Genomic DNA, 14,938 nt, shown 5'->3' on the forward strand with positions numbered 1-14,938 from the left:
AGTTCAGTAAAAAGAACGAAAAGTAAAAATTTAATTTAACTCAAAATCGGGGACTTACACATAAATAATTGTCGGTAACACAAGTCACTTGGGGTTTAAAAACAAACAGTTAAATTGAAGCAACTATTCAAACTAAAAGCAGCATGAACTACTATATTTCCAAAACCATTACAGCAACTAATTTTGAGGCTGCAAAAGCCAAGGTCACTGAAGCCTTACAATCTGAAGGATTTGGCGTTTTGACTGAGATCGATATACAGGCAACCATGAAAAAGAAACTAGACAAAGACTATCGCCCTTTTTTGATACTAGGCGCATGCAATCCTGTCTATGCCGATAAAGTACTGAGTTTGGATCCTCGTATGAGTGTGATGCTTCCCTGTAATGTAGTCCTCCGATCCATTGATGATCAAACCATAGAAGTAGCTGCCATTGATCCTTTGGCTGCTATGGGAGGACTTGGGAATACTGAAATCGAGCCACTAGCTGCCGATGTGAAAGAAAAACTAGCCCGGGTGATTGAGAAGATTTTTTAACACAGATAAATAGCAGATAAACACGGATTTCCACAGATTTTTTACTGTAGAAAAATTGGTTTTAACACCCCTCAACCATTATTTCAATTTATTTCCACAATATTTCAACCTTCTTTCCTCCTTCTACCCCAAAAATCTCTCCATCCCTAATATCCCAATATCCAGTATCCATCAATATCCTTCTTGTCCACAGATGACTCAGATTCGCACAGATTTTCTGCTGTAGAAAAATTGTTTTCAGCACCTCTCAACCATTATTTCCACCATATTTCAACCTTGTTTCCTCTCTCTATCCCAAAAAATCTCTCCACCCAAAATATCCCAATATCCAGTATCCACCAATATCCTTCCTGTCCACAGATGACTCAGATTCGCACAGATTTTCTGCTGTAGAAAAATTGTTTTCAGCACCCCTCAACCATTATTTCAATTTATTTCCACAATATTTCCACCTTATTTCCTCCCTCTATCCCATAAAATCTCTCCACCCAAAATATCCCAATATCCAGTATCCACCAATATCTAATTATTAACCAACACATACGTCTGCTGCCCAATCTCCAACTCCTCATTGGTAGGGATTACCAGAATTTTCACAGCACTTCCTTTCTTTTGAACTTCGCGTACCTCGCTACTGCGGATAGAATTTTTCTCTGCATCCAATTCAATGCCTAAGTACGACAAGTCCTGACAGGCTGCTGCGCGCATTTCTGCATCATTTTCACCTATACCCGCGGTAAAAATCAGTGCATCCAGACCATTGAGGACCGCCACATAACTCCCGATGTATTTTTTAATTCGATAAGCATAGATTTCATAAGCCAATGCGGCATCGGAATCCCCCTTTGCAATTGCTTCTTTGACATCCCGCATATCGCTGTAGCCGCAAAGCCCTACTAAACCACTCTTTTTATTGAGCATATCATTGACTTCTTGGGCAGCATAACCTCGTTCATTGATTAAATGGAAGATAATCGATGGGTCTATATCCCCAGCTCTGGTCCCCATTACCAAACCACCCATAGGGCCCAACCCCATGCTGTGATCAATCGATTGTCCATCCTTGACAGCAGTAATACTACTGCCATTGCCTAGATGCACTACAATCAATTTGGATGCTGCACCATCTAAATACGTTGCTGCCTTTTTACTGACATATTGGTGGCTACTCCCATGAAAACCATATGCTCGTATCCCTTTGTCTTGGTACAATGCTTTAGGAATGGCATAGCGATACGCTCGAGCTGGCATGGTTTGATGAAAGGCCGTATCAAAAACTGCCACTTGCGTAGCATTTGGAAAAACCTTTTCAGCAACCTCAATTCCAATATAGTTGGGTGGATTATGCAAGGGTGCCAAAGCAAATAGTTCCTTAATTTTATCTTTGACATGTGCATCGATCACGGTGGTGGAAGCAAATTCCTCTCCTCCATGGACTACCCGATGTCCGATAGCTTTGACCTCATCCAAAGCCTGCAATATTCCTTTTTCACTATCCACCAACAAAGTTGTTACTTGCTGTAAGCCTACCTCATGATTCGGTATAGGCATTTGCATAGAAAAAGTGTGCAATTCTCCATCTTTCCACACTTTATGGGAAATACTGCCTGTCTCCAAACCAATTCTATCTACTAACCCCATACAAAGTGGGGACTCATGGGGCATATCAAATAATTGGTACTTGAGTGAACTGCTTCCTGAGTTTATTACTAAAATTTTCATAGCATTCTATTATTCTTGTGCTTGGATGGAAGTGATGACCACGGTATTGAAAATATCGTCTACGGTGCAACCACGACTAAGATCATTGACTGGCTTATTCAACCCTTGAAGCATTGGGCCGATGGCCATGGCGCCTGTTTCCCGCTGTACAGCCTTGTATGTATTGTTACCCGTATTCAAATCAGGGAAAATCAGTACCGTTGCCTTACCTGCAACAGGTGAACCTGGCATTTTCTGTTGACCTGTCAAGGGGTCTACCGCCGCATCGTATTGAATGGGGCCTTCGACCAAAATATCCGGTCGTTTTTCCTTGATTAACTCGGTGGCTTTTCTTACTTTTTCTACATCTTCTCCTGTACCCGAAGCACCGGAAGAATACGAAAGCATGGCTACTTTAGGCTCAATTCCAAAACTTTTGGCTGTATCTGCTGAAGAAATGGCGATTTCGGATAATTCTTCAGAGCTAGGGTTTATATTAATGGCACAATCTCCAAACACCAAAACCCGCTCTGGTAGACTCATGAAAAATATGGAAGATACCAAGGAAATCCCTGGCTTGGTCTTCACAAATTGGAGTGCTGGGCGAATCGTGTGCGCTGTGGTATGGGCAGCACCTGAAACCATCCCATCTGCATGTCCCTTGAACACCATCATCGTGCCGAAATAGGCAACATCTGTCATCAAATCTCTAGCAACGCCAAGTGGCATATTCTTGCCTTTTCTCAACTCAAACAGGGTATTGGCATAATCATCAAAATAAATTGAATCAATGGGGTTGATGAGTTGACAATTTTCATCAGAAAGACTCAATCCCAGGCGGTTGATAGAAGCCTTCATTTCTTTTATATCACCCAAAATAGTAATATAAACGATATCCTGCTTGACCAATCGATCTGCTGCCAATAAGATTCGGTCATCCTTACCCTCTGGAAGTACTATATGCTTTTTCTTACTTCGTGCTTTACTAACCAACTGGTATTGAAACATTCGCGGGGTCATACCAACATGGACAAAGTTTGCCATGGCTGTTTCCAGACTCTCTACATCTATGTATTTGCGGAAAGTATTGATAGCAGATTCAATTTTTGCCTGATTATCAGGAGAAATTTTGGAATGAATACCCGATACTTTGGTAGCGGCATAAAAAGAGGGTTCTTGTACAGAAAGTATGGGTAAGTTCACATCTGAACCTTCAATCAGTTTGATTACAGAATCGGCTAACTCAAAACCTCCTGTCAGCACAATTCCGGCAATTTTCGGATAATTTTGTGATAAACTTGCTTGAAGTGAGGCTAATACAATATCAGCACGATCTCCGGGAGCTACTATGAGAACATTTTTTTTGATGTGGTTCAAAAAATTAGAAACCTGCATGGCCCCAAAGATGAAATGATCTACGCGATTATGAAGAAACTCTCCACCAAATAAGACATCAGCATCCAAGTACTTTTTCACCTCATTCATGGTAGGACTTTTCAACTCCATAATTCGAGGGATAATAGCAATCTTGATAGCTGATTGAATGTGATTGCCTATCGCTTTTTTCAACTCCTCAACATCCTCTTCCTTCACTTTATTGATAACCAATGCCAACACGTCAACTTTTCTGGAAGTGAAATTTTGGACGGTAACTGCCGCTGAATTGAGAATTTGGGCAAGAGATTTATTTTCACCAGAAACTACAGCAATAACAGGAGTACCCAAATTTTTAGCAATGGCAATATTAGCGTCAAACTCGAATGCTGTCCCTTCACCCAAAAAGTCACTTCCTTCTATGATAGTAAAATCATAATCAGACTCCAGGCCTTTATATTTATCGATAATCGTATCAATAATCTCCCCCTGCATGCCATTTTCTATTAAGGTATTGGCTTGCTCACGGGTAAAAGCGTAACATTTATCATAATCCAAGGGGAGTTTGAAGTAGTCCATCAAGGTTTCAATATGGGAGTCACGCTTGACTTCAGGACTATGATTGATGATCGGTTTAAAATAGCCTATCTTTTGTCCTTTGGCTAGCAGCATATCTACCAAACCCAAAGCAATGATTGACTTACCGCTGAAAGGCTGTGCAGTGGCAATAAAAACACTTTTATTATAGTTCATGGTTGAGAAATTTATAGGTCAAAATTACAAAGTCTGATCAGGCTTTTGTTTGATTAAAAACCTATCAAAACATGACCTTTGTCATGGTAATTTCTCAATTGATTTGTTAAGAACCAAGCAGACTCTCGGAAATACACTCCATTCAAACTAGAAAAAATACCTATTAGATGGTTGAAATTTAGTGTAAAAATTACATTTTTTAATTTTGAAACCGATTTCATTTCTTTTATTTTTGGATCAACTTATCAAACCAAAAACAATAACCTATGAACCTAACAAAAGCTAGTAGCTTATCTTGGCTCCTATCAGCACCATTTTTGTTTGCTGCTTGTAGCTCCAATAATTCTTCTGAAAAACAAGAGGAGGCAGCTGAAATTAAATTTTTGAGTACACCTTTGATCTCTCATATGTATACGGCAGACCCTTCTGCGCATGTCTTTGATGGGAAAATCTACATTTATCCATCTCATGATGTACAATCGGAGGTAGAAGAAGACGATTCTGGAGCTCACTTCAACATGCGAGATTACCATGTATTCAGCATGGACAAGATCAACTCCACACCCGTAGACCATGGAAGAGCGCTAGACGTGGACGATGTTCCTTGGGCTAAAAGACAGCTTTGGGCTCCTGATGCTGCTCATAAGGACGGTAAATATTATTTGTATTTTCCAGCAAAAGACTATGACAACATTTTCCGACTAGGAGTTGCTGTAAGTGATAGTCCTACAGGACCATTTATTCCACAGCCAGAACCGATGAAAGGTTCATTCAGTATTGATCCTGCAGTTTTTCAAGAAGGTTCTGACTACTACATCTATTGGGGAGGAATCTGGGGTGGACAACTCCAAAAATGGAGGACTGGCGAATACCTTTCAACTGGAGATTCTCCTTACGATGATGAGCCTGCAGATGATGAACCTGCTATCAGTCCTATGGTAGCCAAACTAAGTTCAAATATGTTGGAGTTTGGAGAATCACCTCGCCCAATTTTGATTCAAGATAAAGATGGAAATCCGATCACTGCCGGTGATCATGAGCGGAGATTCTTTGAAGCAGCTTGGGTTCATAAATATAATGACACTTACTATTTCTCTTATTCTACCGGTAACACGCATAAAATTGCCTATGCAACCGGAGATTCTCCTTATGGCCCATTTACCTATCAGGGAGTAATTTTAAATCCTGTACAAGGCTGGACAAACCATCATTCCATCGTTGAAATAGAGGGTAAGTGGTACATTTTCTACCATGATACAGAGCTTTCAGGTCAAACGTATTTGAGAAACATCAAGATGACCGAACTTACACACAAAGCAGATGGAAGTATCGAAACGATTAATCCAATTTTAGAGTAAAAGTAGTTTGAGATATATTTTCAGACTTACCAAGTTGCTTCATCCCAAAAAACCCCTCAACCCTTTCAGTTAAGTGAAGGGTGACTTGTAACAAAAAAGCCGGCTAATTTTAGCCGGCTTTTTTATGTAACTAATTTTTTTATCCTTAGATAAACTGATTCAAAATATTCTCAAACAGCTCTTGCTTGCCACTCGTTTTCTTTGGTTCACCCACTGCTAAAGCATGTGCTCGCAAATCTTCAAGCGTTAATTTTCCTGCTTCGTAATCCTTTCCTTTACCCGTATCAAAAGATGAATAGCGTGTTTGGCGCAAGGATTTATAGGCCGATTTTTGAAGTATTTCATCTGCAATGACCATTGCTCTAGCAAAAGCATCCATACTCCCAATATGTGCGTGAAATAAATCATCCATATCGGTAGAGTTTCTTCGTATTTTCGCATCAAAGTTGACTCCACCTCCATCAATTCCTCCACCTTCTAAGATCACCAACATAGACTCCGTCAATTCTTGCAAATTGATGGCAAACTGATCAGTATCCCATCCATTTTGGTAGTCACCTCTGTTGGCATCGATGCTTCCTAGCATACCTGCATCGACAGCTACTTGAAGCTCATGCTGAAAGGTATGGCCTGCGAGCGTTGCATGGTTCACTTCCAAGTTCAATTTAAAGTCTTTATCCAGTCCATGCTGTCTCAAAAAACCCACTACTGTTGCAGCATCATAATCATACTGATGCTTGGTAGGTTCCATAGGCTTAGGTTCGATTAGGAAATTACCTTTGAATCCTTTGGATCTCGCATAATCTCTAGCCATCGTTAAGAATTGTGCCAAATGGGAAGTTTCACGCTTCATATCCGTATTTAAAAGAGACATATACCCCTCTCTACCTCCCCAAAACACGTAGTTTTCTCCTCCCAACTTAATGGTTGCATCAATAGAATTCTTTACTTGAGTACCAGCCCATGCAACTACATCGAAATCAGGATTAGTAGAAGCACCGTTCATATAACGAGGATTGGAGAACACATTCGCCGTACCCCATAATAGCTTCACTCCAGTTTCTTGTTGTTTTTGCAAAGCATAATCAGTGATGATCCGCATACGTTCTTCATATTCTTCAATCGATGAACCCTCATCAATTAAATCTATATCGTGGAAGCAGTAGTAAGGAGCACCAATTTTTACAAAAAATTCAAAAGCGGCATCCATCTTATCTTTGGCCCGCTGCACCGCATCAGCACTTGAATCCCATGGGTGAATCATCGTACCTGGTCCAAATGGATCAGCACCTGTTGCGCAGAAGGTATGCCAATAGGCAATAGCAAACTTAAAATGCTCCTTCATGGTCTTACCGGCAATTACTCGGTTTTCATCATAAAACTTGAAGGCTAAGGGATTTTGAGAAGCTCTGCCTTCAAATTGGATCTTTTCAATAGTAGGGAAATAGGTTTTAGACATATCTATTATTGGTTATTGAGAATTTTATTTGATTCATTTATTGATTAATTGTGCTAATCTGTTTTTCCAGGTTTCATACACTTCTTGATAGGCATCGGCAAGAAAAGCTTGAGGTTCTAATGAGGAGATTTTTTCTAAACTTTGAAACGCATCTTCCGGATTTGAATAAAACCCAAGTCCAATTCCTGCGCCTCTCGCTGCACCTTGAGATCCATCCGTATCGTATAATTCGAGAGAAACCTGATTCATATTCACAAAAGCTTCGCGGAATAATGGACTCAAAAACATATTGGCATGCCCTGCTTTTACTGTTTGCAGATTAAGTCCCATTCCTTTCATAATATCAAAACCATAGGTGAGTGCTGAGACAATCCCCTCCTGAGTAGCACGGAATACATGGGAACGCTCATGTTTCAATAAATTAAGTCCCATGAGGCTAGCTCCAACAGGCTTATTTTCCATGATTCGTTCCACCCCATTCCCAAACGGAATAAAGCTCAAATCATCTGCACCAATGGGCGCTTGCGCAGCTAACTCATTGATTGCAGGATAAGATAGTTGCTCTCCTCCAATCAACCTCCGTGTCCAAGAATTTAGGATTCCAGTTCCGTTGACACATAGCAATACCCCATAGCTGGGAGCCTCTTGCGTATGATTCACATGGATAAAAGTATTTACCCTGGATTTAGGATCAAACAAAGGTGATTTACTCACTCCATAAACGGTCCCTGAAGTGCCTGCGGTAGTTGCCAACTCGCCTTCTTTTAATACATTGAGTGAAAAAGCATTGTTTGGCTGATCTCCAGCCCTGTAACAGATCGGTATTCCAGCTTCTATTCCTAACAATTCAGAAGCATGCTTAGAGATTTGGCCAGAAACCTCAAAAGAAGACACATAGTCGGGCAGAATAGAAGGATCAATCTGGTAAATATCTAGAAGTCTTTTGGAAACAGCACCTTCGATATAATCCCAAAAAATCCCTTCAGAAAGTCCGGTTTCAGTTGTCAGAATTTCCCCACTGAGCTTCATAGCTATAAAGTCCCCTGGAAGCATGATTTTGTAAATCCGCTCGTAGAGCGAAGGCTCATTTTCCTTAACCCATCGAAGCTTAGATGCTGTAAAATTTCCTGGAGAATTCAATAAGTGGGGCAAGCAATAGGCTGCTCCAAGTTTATCAAATGCCGTATTTCCAATCGAAACTGCTCGACTATCACACCAGATGATGGCAGGCCTGATGACCTCCTGATCTTTGTCAACCATGACTAAACCGTGCATTTGATAAGAAATACCAATCGCTTTCAACTCTCCAGTTTGAATACCTGCTTTTTGAACCAACTCTTTGGTACAGTCCACTACATAACCCCACCACATTAAGGGGTCTTGTTCCGCCCAATCATTTTGGGGGGCATTGATAGGCATTTCCTCTGTAGGAAGTCCAACAGATGCCACTAGCTTTCCAGTATCCGCATCCAAAAGACTCGCTTTTACGGATGAACTTCCTAAATCATACCCTAACAAAAGATTCCTCATAGTTTCTTATTTACCAAAATAAAATATACAAAGCAGTTGTGATCAAAATTATAATCATGGCACCAATTTTAAACCCTGGGCTAGACTTAAATAGATCTTTACCTATTTCAATACTATTTGGATGATCTTTTCCTTTGCCTTCAATTAAACTTATGAGTACCATCAATCCAACCAAAGAAAGGAATACTACACCCATTCTATCCAAAAATGGTAACTCAGGCCACCATACCTTTAATACTACAGAAAGGGGTATACTCAAAGCGGCACCGGTAAGCGCTGCATTGGAAGTAGTCTTTTTCCAAAAGACTCCCAACAAAAAGATAGCAAATACGCCTGGGCTTATAAAACCTGTGTATTCTTGAATAAATTGAAATGCTTGATCCAATTGACCCAATGCTGGCGCCACGATTGCGGCAACTATAAATGCAACTGCCGCTGTAACTCTCCCTACCAATACCTGTTTAGACTCTGCTGCACCTTTATTGATATATTTATTATAGATATCCATAGTAAAAATGGTCGAAGTGCTGTTGGCCATTGATGCAAGGGAGGACACAATCGCAGCTGTAAGTGCAGCAAATGCCAATCCCTTCAATCCGGTCGGTAATAATTGCAAAAGTGTAGGATATGCTCTGTCTGACTTAATTAATCCCGTAACAGGGTCTTTCATGGATTCCACAAAGGAGGTGTCTATGCCATTGTTGACAATCACCAATGCCGCAATTCCTGGAATTACTACGATCAAAGGCATCAGTAATTTTAAAAAACCAGCAAAAACCATCCCTTTTTGAGCTTCATCCAAACTCTTAGCAGCTAATGCTCGCTGAGTAATATACTGGTTGAAACCCCAATAGTTTAAATTCACAATCCACATTCCGCCTACTAATACACTCAAGCCGGGTAAATCCAAATAAGCATCCCTTACGCCACCTTTTCCATCTGGAATCATCATTTCTCCTTTGGACAAAATCATCGAAAAATGTCCAGGCACTTCTTTTCTCAACAAACTGATTCCATCCCATGCACTCCCTTCACCTACCATGGTAAGCGCAATATAGGTGGTCGCCAAACCTCCAGCAGCAAGAAAAAACACTTGAACTACATCTGTCCATGCAACTGCCTTCAATCCACCATAAATAGAATAAACCATGGCAAACAAGGCTAAGCCCACAATGCCATAAGTCATCGGTACATTCATGATGGTGTTCAAACTCAAGGCCCCGAGATAAAGGACGGAGGTCAAGTTTACAAACACGTACAGAGCCAACCAAAAGATAGCCATGGTTGTCCGGACACGTGCATCATATCGATCCAACAAAAATCCTGGCATGGTATAAATGCCTTTCTTCATAAATACTGGTAAAAAGAAAATCGCAACTACTAATAAGGTGATGGCAGCCATCCACTCATAGGTAGAAATAGCTAAGCCCAAGGCAAATCCTGAGCCTGACATTCCAATAAATTGCTCAGCAGAAATATTGGAAGCGATCAAGGAAGCCCCGACAGCCCACCAAGGCAGAGCTTTGGACGCCAAGAAATAATCTTTGGAATCCTTCACGTGGCCTTTTTTCTCCCGAGAAACAAATAGCCCAAGACCGACTATCAGGCAGCAATACCCGATAAAAACGATCAAATCAATAGGTTCTAATAACATGTAAAGTAATTGGTTTAATAGGTTTATTTAATTGGCTTTGGTACTAACAAATTTACTATCTGGAGGCCCTAAGAAAGTAGACTTCATACTTCCAGTATCGACCAGTATTCGCTGAAACACTACACCCGGATTGACCATGTAAAGTCTCAATTTATTTTTCCCTGCATTAAAGGGCAGAGAACTTTTGGTTACATTGGCACTTTTAATCACCCAGCTTTCCCAAGTTTGATGGGTTTCATGGGCATGAAGAGATACAAGAATTGGATCAGCATCATTAACACCAATCCCGTATCGCAAACCTTCCTCTTGATTCAAGTAATTCAATGTAGGATTAGCCACTACATGCACATCATAAACTCCCTCCTGATGCACCCATACCTCATACTCCAAATAGCTGCCTTGTGTATCGATAGCATCCGTTGCCCAAACTTCAGGCGTAGCCATGATGGCGTTTCCTGTTTTACCTAAATCAGGAATAATTTCCCATCTTACTGGATTGACTTCCATCTTGGCTGTAAATGCATCTGCTGGCATAGCAAGATATCCCATAGCCTCCACAAAGCCTTTAAACCCTTCTGAAACTACTCTATGTGGACTCAAGGGCAAGGTTATACTTACTTTCTCTTTGTTACTTCTCACTTCTAATTCTGCTGATTGCTGCCCCACCGGTACTTGTGACCAATCAATAGCTACCGTTAACTCAAGCTGATCGTGGATGGTACCTTTAAAATTATCTACCAAAACCCAAGGCTCTTGTGTACTGATAGCAACCTCAATAGGTGACTTTCCTCGATTAAATACCTCTAGCCTTACTGGCTGTGAATCAAAAGGCGAAAGCATCACGCTTGTCAGGCTTTTCTTTTCGGGATAAAAATCCATTGATTCGGAAAGAGCAATACCTAGACTCCCTTTGGAGGGAAGATTGATTGTTTTCAATTCAGGAATCTTGTTTACTTCAGGTTGCTGCCAATAGGTATAGCCAATTCTAGTTTGATCCATCATGTGTGGCCATTTGCCATCTGCGATATCCTCATTGTAAATGCGGGATATTTCAGCATCTCGATCAAAAAGCTCCTGTACTTGGGATGCCATCTTCGCAGTAAGCGATCTCCCTTGTTTCGCATAAAGATGGTTTTTGGCTGTACTTTCATACAATCTGTGTACGTTGGCTGAAGCTATGATGGGGTGTTCAACCAATTGAAAAAAAGCATCGTGATAAGAGCTATCCAACTGCTCTTTGACAAATGCAGCCAACAAGTCCAACTCCATCCATTCTTGAGAAACGTTAGCCATTTCCTCATAATAATGGAGGCTGTAGGTTCTCCAATCCAATAGCTCGGGTTTGATTCTCCCGCTCATTTTCCCAAACTTTGCTAGCAAGTGGGCTATCTGAGGAGCAAAAGCATCTCCAAACTGACTTGCTGCCCATTGTCGGGTAAATTGCTCGATCGAATAAGGGGTAAAGGCTGATGGGTTCCATGCCATGTCTAGAAAAAAGGAAATAGGAAACTCCATAGGCTTGATATCTCCTACATTGACTACCCACAATTGATCCACTCCATGCTGATAGGTACGGTTCAACTGCTCCCATATTTTTGGAAGCGGATTGGTGTTTAACCACTTGTAATTTCGAGGACCTCCCACATAGTCAAAGTGATAATACATTCCATAGCCCCCAGTTCTTGGCTCCGCTCCAATCGCCGGTAGTTTTCGTACATTACCCCAATTATCATCGCACAACAACAACATCACATCATCTGGCACGCGCATACCCAAATCATAGTAATCTTGCACTTCTTTGTAAAGTGCCCAAAATTGAGGTGTTTCAGAGGCAGGCTTTCCTGTAATCTCTTCAATAATCTGACGCTGATCCTCTATAATTCTTTCCAATAAGGCAATATTGTTTTCTTCGCTCATGGGTTCGTCTCCATCCCCACGCATTCCCAATGAAATAGTAGCCTCCATGGTCCCTTGCCGCTCCATACCTTTTCTCCAAAAATCCTGAAGAATTGCTTTGTTGGTTTGATAATTCCAATCACCCTCACCATATCTTGCCCACTCTACATGAGCCCTCATAAGCGGTTCGTGGTGAGAAGTCCCGATCACAATCCCATATTTCTCTGCCATGGGGCCATTCATTGGATCATCGTCATAAAAGGCTCTTCCCCACATTGCCGGCCACAAATAATTTCCTCGCAGGCGAAGTATCAATTCAAACACTTTTTCGTAAAAAGTATGCGTGAATCCACCGTATTTTTTGGTTGCCCAACCTGCCAGTGCAGGTGCTTCATCATTGATAAAAATACCACGATACTTGACAGCGGGAGTTCCTCTGCTGTATGTTCCATGGTCAATGAAGATATTACTTTTTTGCTTTACTGGCACATCCGCCCACCAATACCAAGGGGAGACTCCGATTTGCTCCGAAAGTTCATAGATACCAAATAACGTTCCTCGCTTGTCACTCCCTACAATCACCAATGCTTGATCCATCCCTGGAAAAGGATGCGACACCGTCAAAATCTGAAAGGTTTCCCATATACCTAACAATGAAGATGCTTGAATTTTTCCGCTTTGAATCAGCCGATCTATGAGTTCACTGTGCCCTACTTGACCAATAATCACCGCAAATGGCTCTCCATCTGCGGATACCTTAACCGTAGGTTTTGTTCCGCTAACTGCTAAAATATCTTGCTGCAGATGTTGGACACCCATAGCAATCCCTTCATCTGTACCATCATACAACAAGGAAGCCGCCTCATTTAAGACTAAAGGAAAACTACTAGCTTTTGGAAATTCAGACACAAAACTTGGAAGTGCTACCTGTCCCATTCCAATAGTATGGATAAGGAAAGATGCTAAAAACAAACAAGATATTTGTTTAAATTTTATAAAATTGAACATACGTATGGGCTTACATTGTTTGACTTCTCTTAATTAAGATTCTGTAATAGGAGTTAACATCCGAGCAATCCCAAGTTCTAACCCTCTCAATTCAGCTAAACCTTTCAACCTACCGATTGCAGAGTATCCAGGATTTGTTTCTTTTTGAAGATCGTCCAACATTTGATGACCATGATCCGGTCTGAATGGAATAGGCTTTGATCTCAGGTTATTGATTTGTACCAATTCTTTCATCACTTCGAACATATCTACATCTCCATCGAGGTGATCCGATTCAAAGAAATTTCCAAAATGATCTCGTTTGACATTTCGTAAATGAACAAAGTGAATACGGTCTGCTAGGGTGCGGGTCAGTTCTGGAAGATTATTGAATGAACCAGCTCCTAAAGAACCTGTACAGAGACAAAGTCCATTAAATGGTTTGGGTTGATTATCAAATATCCACTGCAAGTCTTCCAAACAGGAGGCTATTCGGGGTAAACCAAGAATCGGGTAAGGAGGATCATCTGGATGAATAACCATCTGGATTCCATACATTTCACAAGTATCTGCAATGGCATTCAAAAACATGAGCAGGTTAGCTTGGAGCCCTTCTTTACCGATAGCATTGTAAACCTCCAAGCTTGTATGAAGATCAGGAATGCTAATGGCCGCTTCTGTCGGAACTCCCATACAGATGGTCTCTTCCAATGCTTTTATCTTTTCTTTTGTGTAAGATGCTAACCTGCTTTGAAGAATCGCCATCACCGAGGGCGAATAGCTGTTTACAGCATCAGGCCTTTTTAATAGATAACAATCAAAATAAGCCAGATCAGCCCAATCAAAATAAAGCGCTTTCGCACCTGATGGCAAGCTAAAAGCTAGGTCCGTCCTTGTCCAATCCAAGACAGGCATGAAATTGTAGCAAACAGTGCTCAATCCTGCGCGGGCAAGGTTTTTCAGACTTTTATTGTAATTTTCTAGATATTTTGGAGCATCTAAACTGTTCGTTTTTATTGCTTCATGCACAGGAAGCGACTCAACAACTTCCCATGTCAACCCTTGCTGAGAAATCTCCTTTTTTCGTTGAATAATATCTTCATAGGACCATACCTCCCCATGAGGGACATGGTGCAAAGCTGATACAATCCCGGTAGCTCCTGCTTGCTTGATGTTGTTCAAGGACACAGGATCATTGGGGCCATACCAACGAAAAGACTGAGTTAGATTATTTTTCATTTATGCCATAAACTTGGAGTAATTTTTAGAAAAATGCAACCGATTTCATTTATTTTTCTCAGAGAAGTTTTGGTTAAAAGTTATTTATCAAGATTTATGAAAAATTTTATTTTGATTTATTTTAAAAATAGGTATTTAATTCTATCAGGTGCTAAATTTCAAAATATTAATTCTAGCCAATTCAGGAAATAAATTAAGTGTGAAAATTACATTATTTTCAAGTTTGAGGCATTAAAATTAGGAGTAACGAAATTTCAATGCGCTATATTTTAAATTTTTCTACAATTAAACCCAGCAATTAAAATGACCTAAGCTAAAGAAGCTGATCCGCAATCGATTTCATCAAACTAGTTTGTTTTCATGGTTTAAAAAAATTATTTTTGATGGTAGATAGATCTAGAAGAAGGGAGTAAACCTCAAAATATGGGTGCCTTTTATAATAAATTTTCGA

Annotated in this window: 9 protein-coding genes; 2 read left to right on the plus strand and 7 right to left on the minus strand. The window is 40.6% G+C overall.

What is annotated here, in order from left to right; translation table 11 throughout:
* Positions 1-143: 143 nt before the first annotated feature.
* The gene (locus IPZ59_RS20180) at positions 144-536 is read left to right on the plus strand and encodes a DUF302 domain-containing protein (protein WP_236137831.1); all 393 of its coding nucleotides are present in this window, start codon (positions 144-146) and stop codon (positions 534-536) included.
* A 522-nt stretch (positions 537-1,058) separates the two neighbouring features.
* Here IPZ59_RS20180 and IPZ59_RS20185 read toward each other — a convergent pair.
* Positions 1,059-2,258 (minus strand): acetate/propionate family kinase, encoded by a 1,200-nt coding sequence (locus IPZ59_RS20185; protein WP_236137832.1) that lies wholly within the window; start codon positions 2,256-2,258, stop codon positions 1,059-1,061.
* Positions 2,259-2,267: 9 nt separating this feature from the next.
* Positions 2,268-4,364, minus strand: a complete 2,097-nt coding sequence (pta, locus tag IPZ59_RS20190; protein WP_236137833.1) for a phosphate acetyltransferase — start codon at positions 4,362-4,364, stop codon at positions 2,268-2,270.
* A gap of 266 nt (positions 4,365-4,630) precedes the next feature.
* Between pta and IPZ59_RS20195 the strand changes: the two genes are divergently transcribed.
* Positions 4,631-5,722, plus strand: a complete 1,092-nt coding sequence (locus IPZ59_RS20195) for a glycoside hydrolase family 43 protein (RefSeq protein ID WP_236137834.1) — start codon at positions 4,631-4,633, stop codon at positions 5,720-5,722.
* 145 nt (positions 5,723-5,867) lie between these two features.
* Here IPZ59_RS20195 and xylA read toward each other — a convergent pair whose 3' ends face one another.
* From xylA to uxuA, 5 genes are all read right to left on the minus strand, one after another.
* Positions 5,868-7,181, minus strand: a complete 1,314-nt coding sequence (gene xylA, locus IPZ59_RS20200; RefSeq protein ID WP_236137835.1) for a xylose isomerase — start codon at positions 7,179-7,181, stop codon at positions 5,868-5,870.
* Positions 7,182-7,214: 33 nt separating this feature from the next.
* Entirely contained in the window at positions 7,215-8,711 is a 1,497-nt protein-coding gene (locus IPZ59_RS20205) for a xylulokinase (protein WP_236137836.1), read from the minus strand.
* A 10-nt stretch (positions 8,712-8,721) separates the two neighbouring features.
* The gene (locus IPZ59_RS20210) at positions 8,722-10,365 is read right to left on the minus strand and encodes a sodium/sugar symporter (protein ID WP_236137837.1); all 1,644 of its coding nucleotides are present in this window, start codon (positions 10,363-10,365) and stop codon (positions 8,722-8,724) included.
* A gap of 27 nt (positions 10,366-10,392) precedes the next feature.
* Positions 10,393-13,233: a glycosyl hydrolase 115 family protein gene (locus IPZ59_RS20215; RefSeq protein WP_236137838.1), complete on the minus strand. Its 2,841-nt coding sequence runs from the start codon at positions 13,231-13,233 to the stop codon at positions 10,393-10,395.
* 69 nt (positions 13,234-13,302) lie between these two features.
* The gene (gene uxuA / locus IPZ59_RS20220) at positions 13,303-14,487 is read right to left on the minus strand and encodes a mannonate dehydratase (protein ID WP_236137839.1); all 1,185 of its coding nucleotides are present in this window, start codon (positions 14,485-14,487) and stop codon (positions 13,303-13,305) included.
* Between the last annotated feature and the right edge of the window lie 451 nt (positions 14,488-14,938).

The organism is Mongoliitalea daihaiensis (assembly GCF_021596945.1).
Taxonomy (GTDB): domain Bacteria; phylum Bacteroidota; class Bacteroidia; order Cytophagales; family Cyclobacteriaceae; genus Mongoliitalea; species Mongoliitalea daihaiensis.

What these genes read in the sequence shown, in the direction of transcription:
- IPZ59_RS20180 (WP_236137831.1), top strand. Translation starts at nt 144, where the DNA reads ATGAACTACTATATTTCCAAAACCATTACAGCAACTAATTTTGAGGCT.
- IPZ59_RS20205 (WP_236137836.1), bottom strand. Translation starts at nt 8,711, where the DNA reads ATGAGGAATCTTTTGTTAGGGTATGATTTAGGAAGTTCATCCGTAAAA.
- uxuA (WP_236137839.1), bottom strand. Translation starts at nt 14,487, where the DNA reads ATGAAAAATAATCTAACTCAGTCTTTTCGTTGGTATGGCCCCAATGAT.
- xylA (WP_236137835.1), bottom strand. Translation starts at nt 7,181, where the DNA reads ATGTCTAAAACCTATTTCCCTACTATTGAAAAGATCCAATTTGAAGGC.
- pta (WP_236137833.1), bottom strand. Translation starts at nt 4,364, where the DNA reads ATGAACTATAATAAAAGTGTTTTTATTGCCACTGCACAGCCTTTCAGC.
- IPZ59_RS20185 (WP_236137832.1), bottom strand. Translation starts at nt 2,258, where the DNA reads ATGAAAATTTTAGTAATAAACTCAGGAAGCAGTTCACTCAAGTACCAA.
- IPZ59_RS20195 (WP_236137834.1), top strand. Translation starts at nt 4,631, where the DNA reads ATGAACCTAACAAAAGCTAGTAGCTTATCTTGGCTCCTATCAGCACCA.
- IPZ59_RS20210 (WP_236137837.1), bottom strand. Translation starts at nt 10,365, where the DNA reads ATGTTATTAGAACCTATTGATTTGATCGTTTTTATCGGGTATTGCTGC.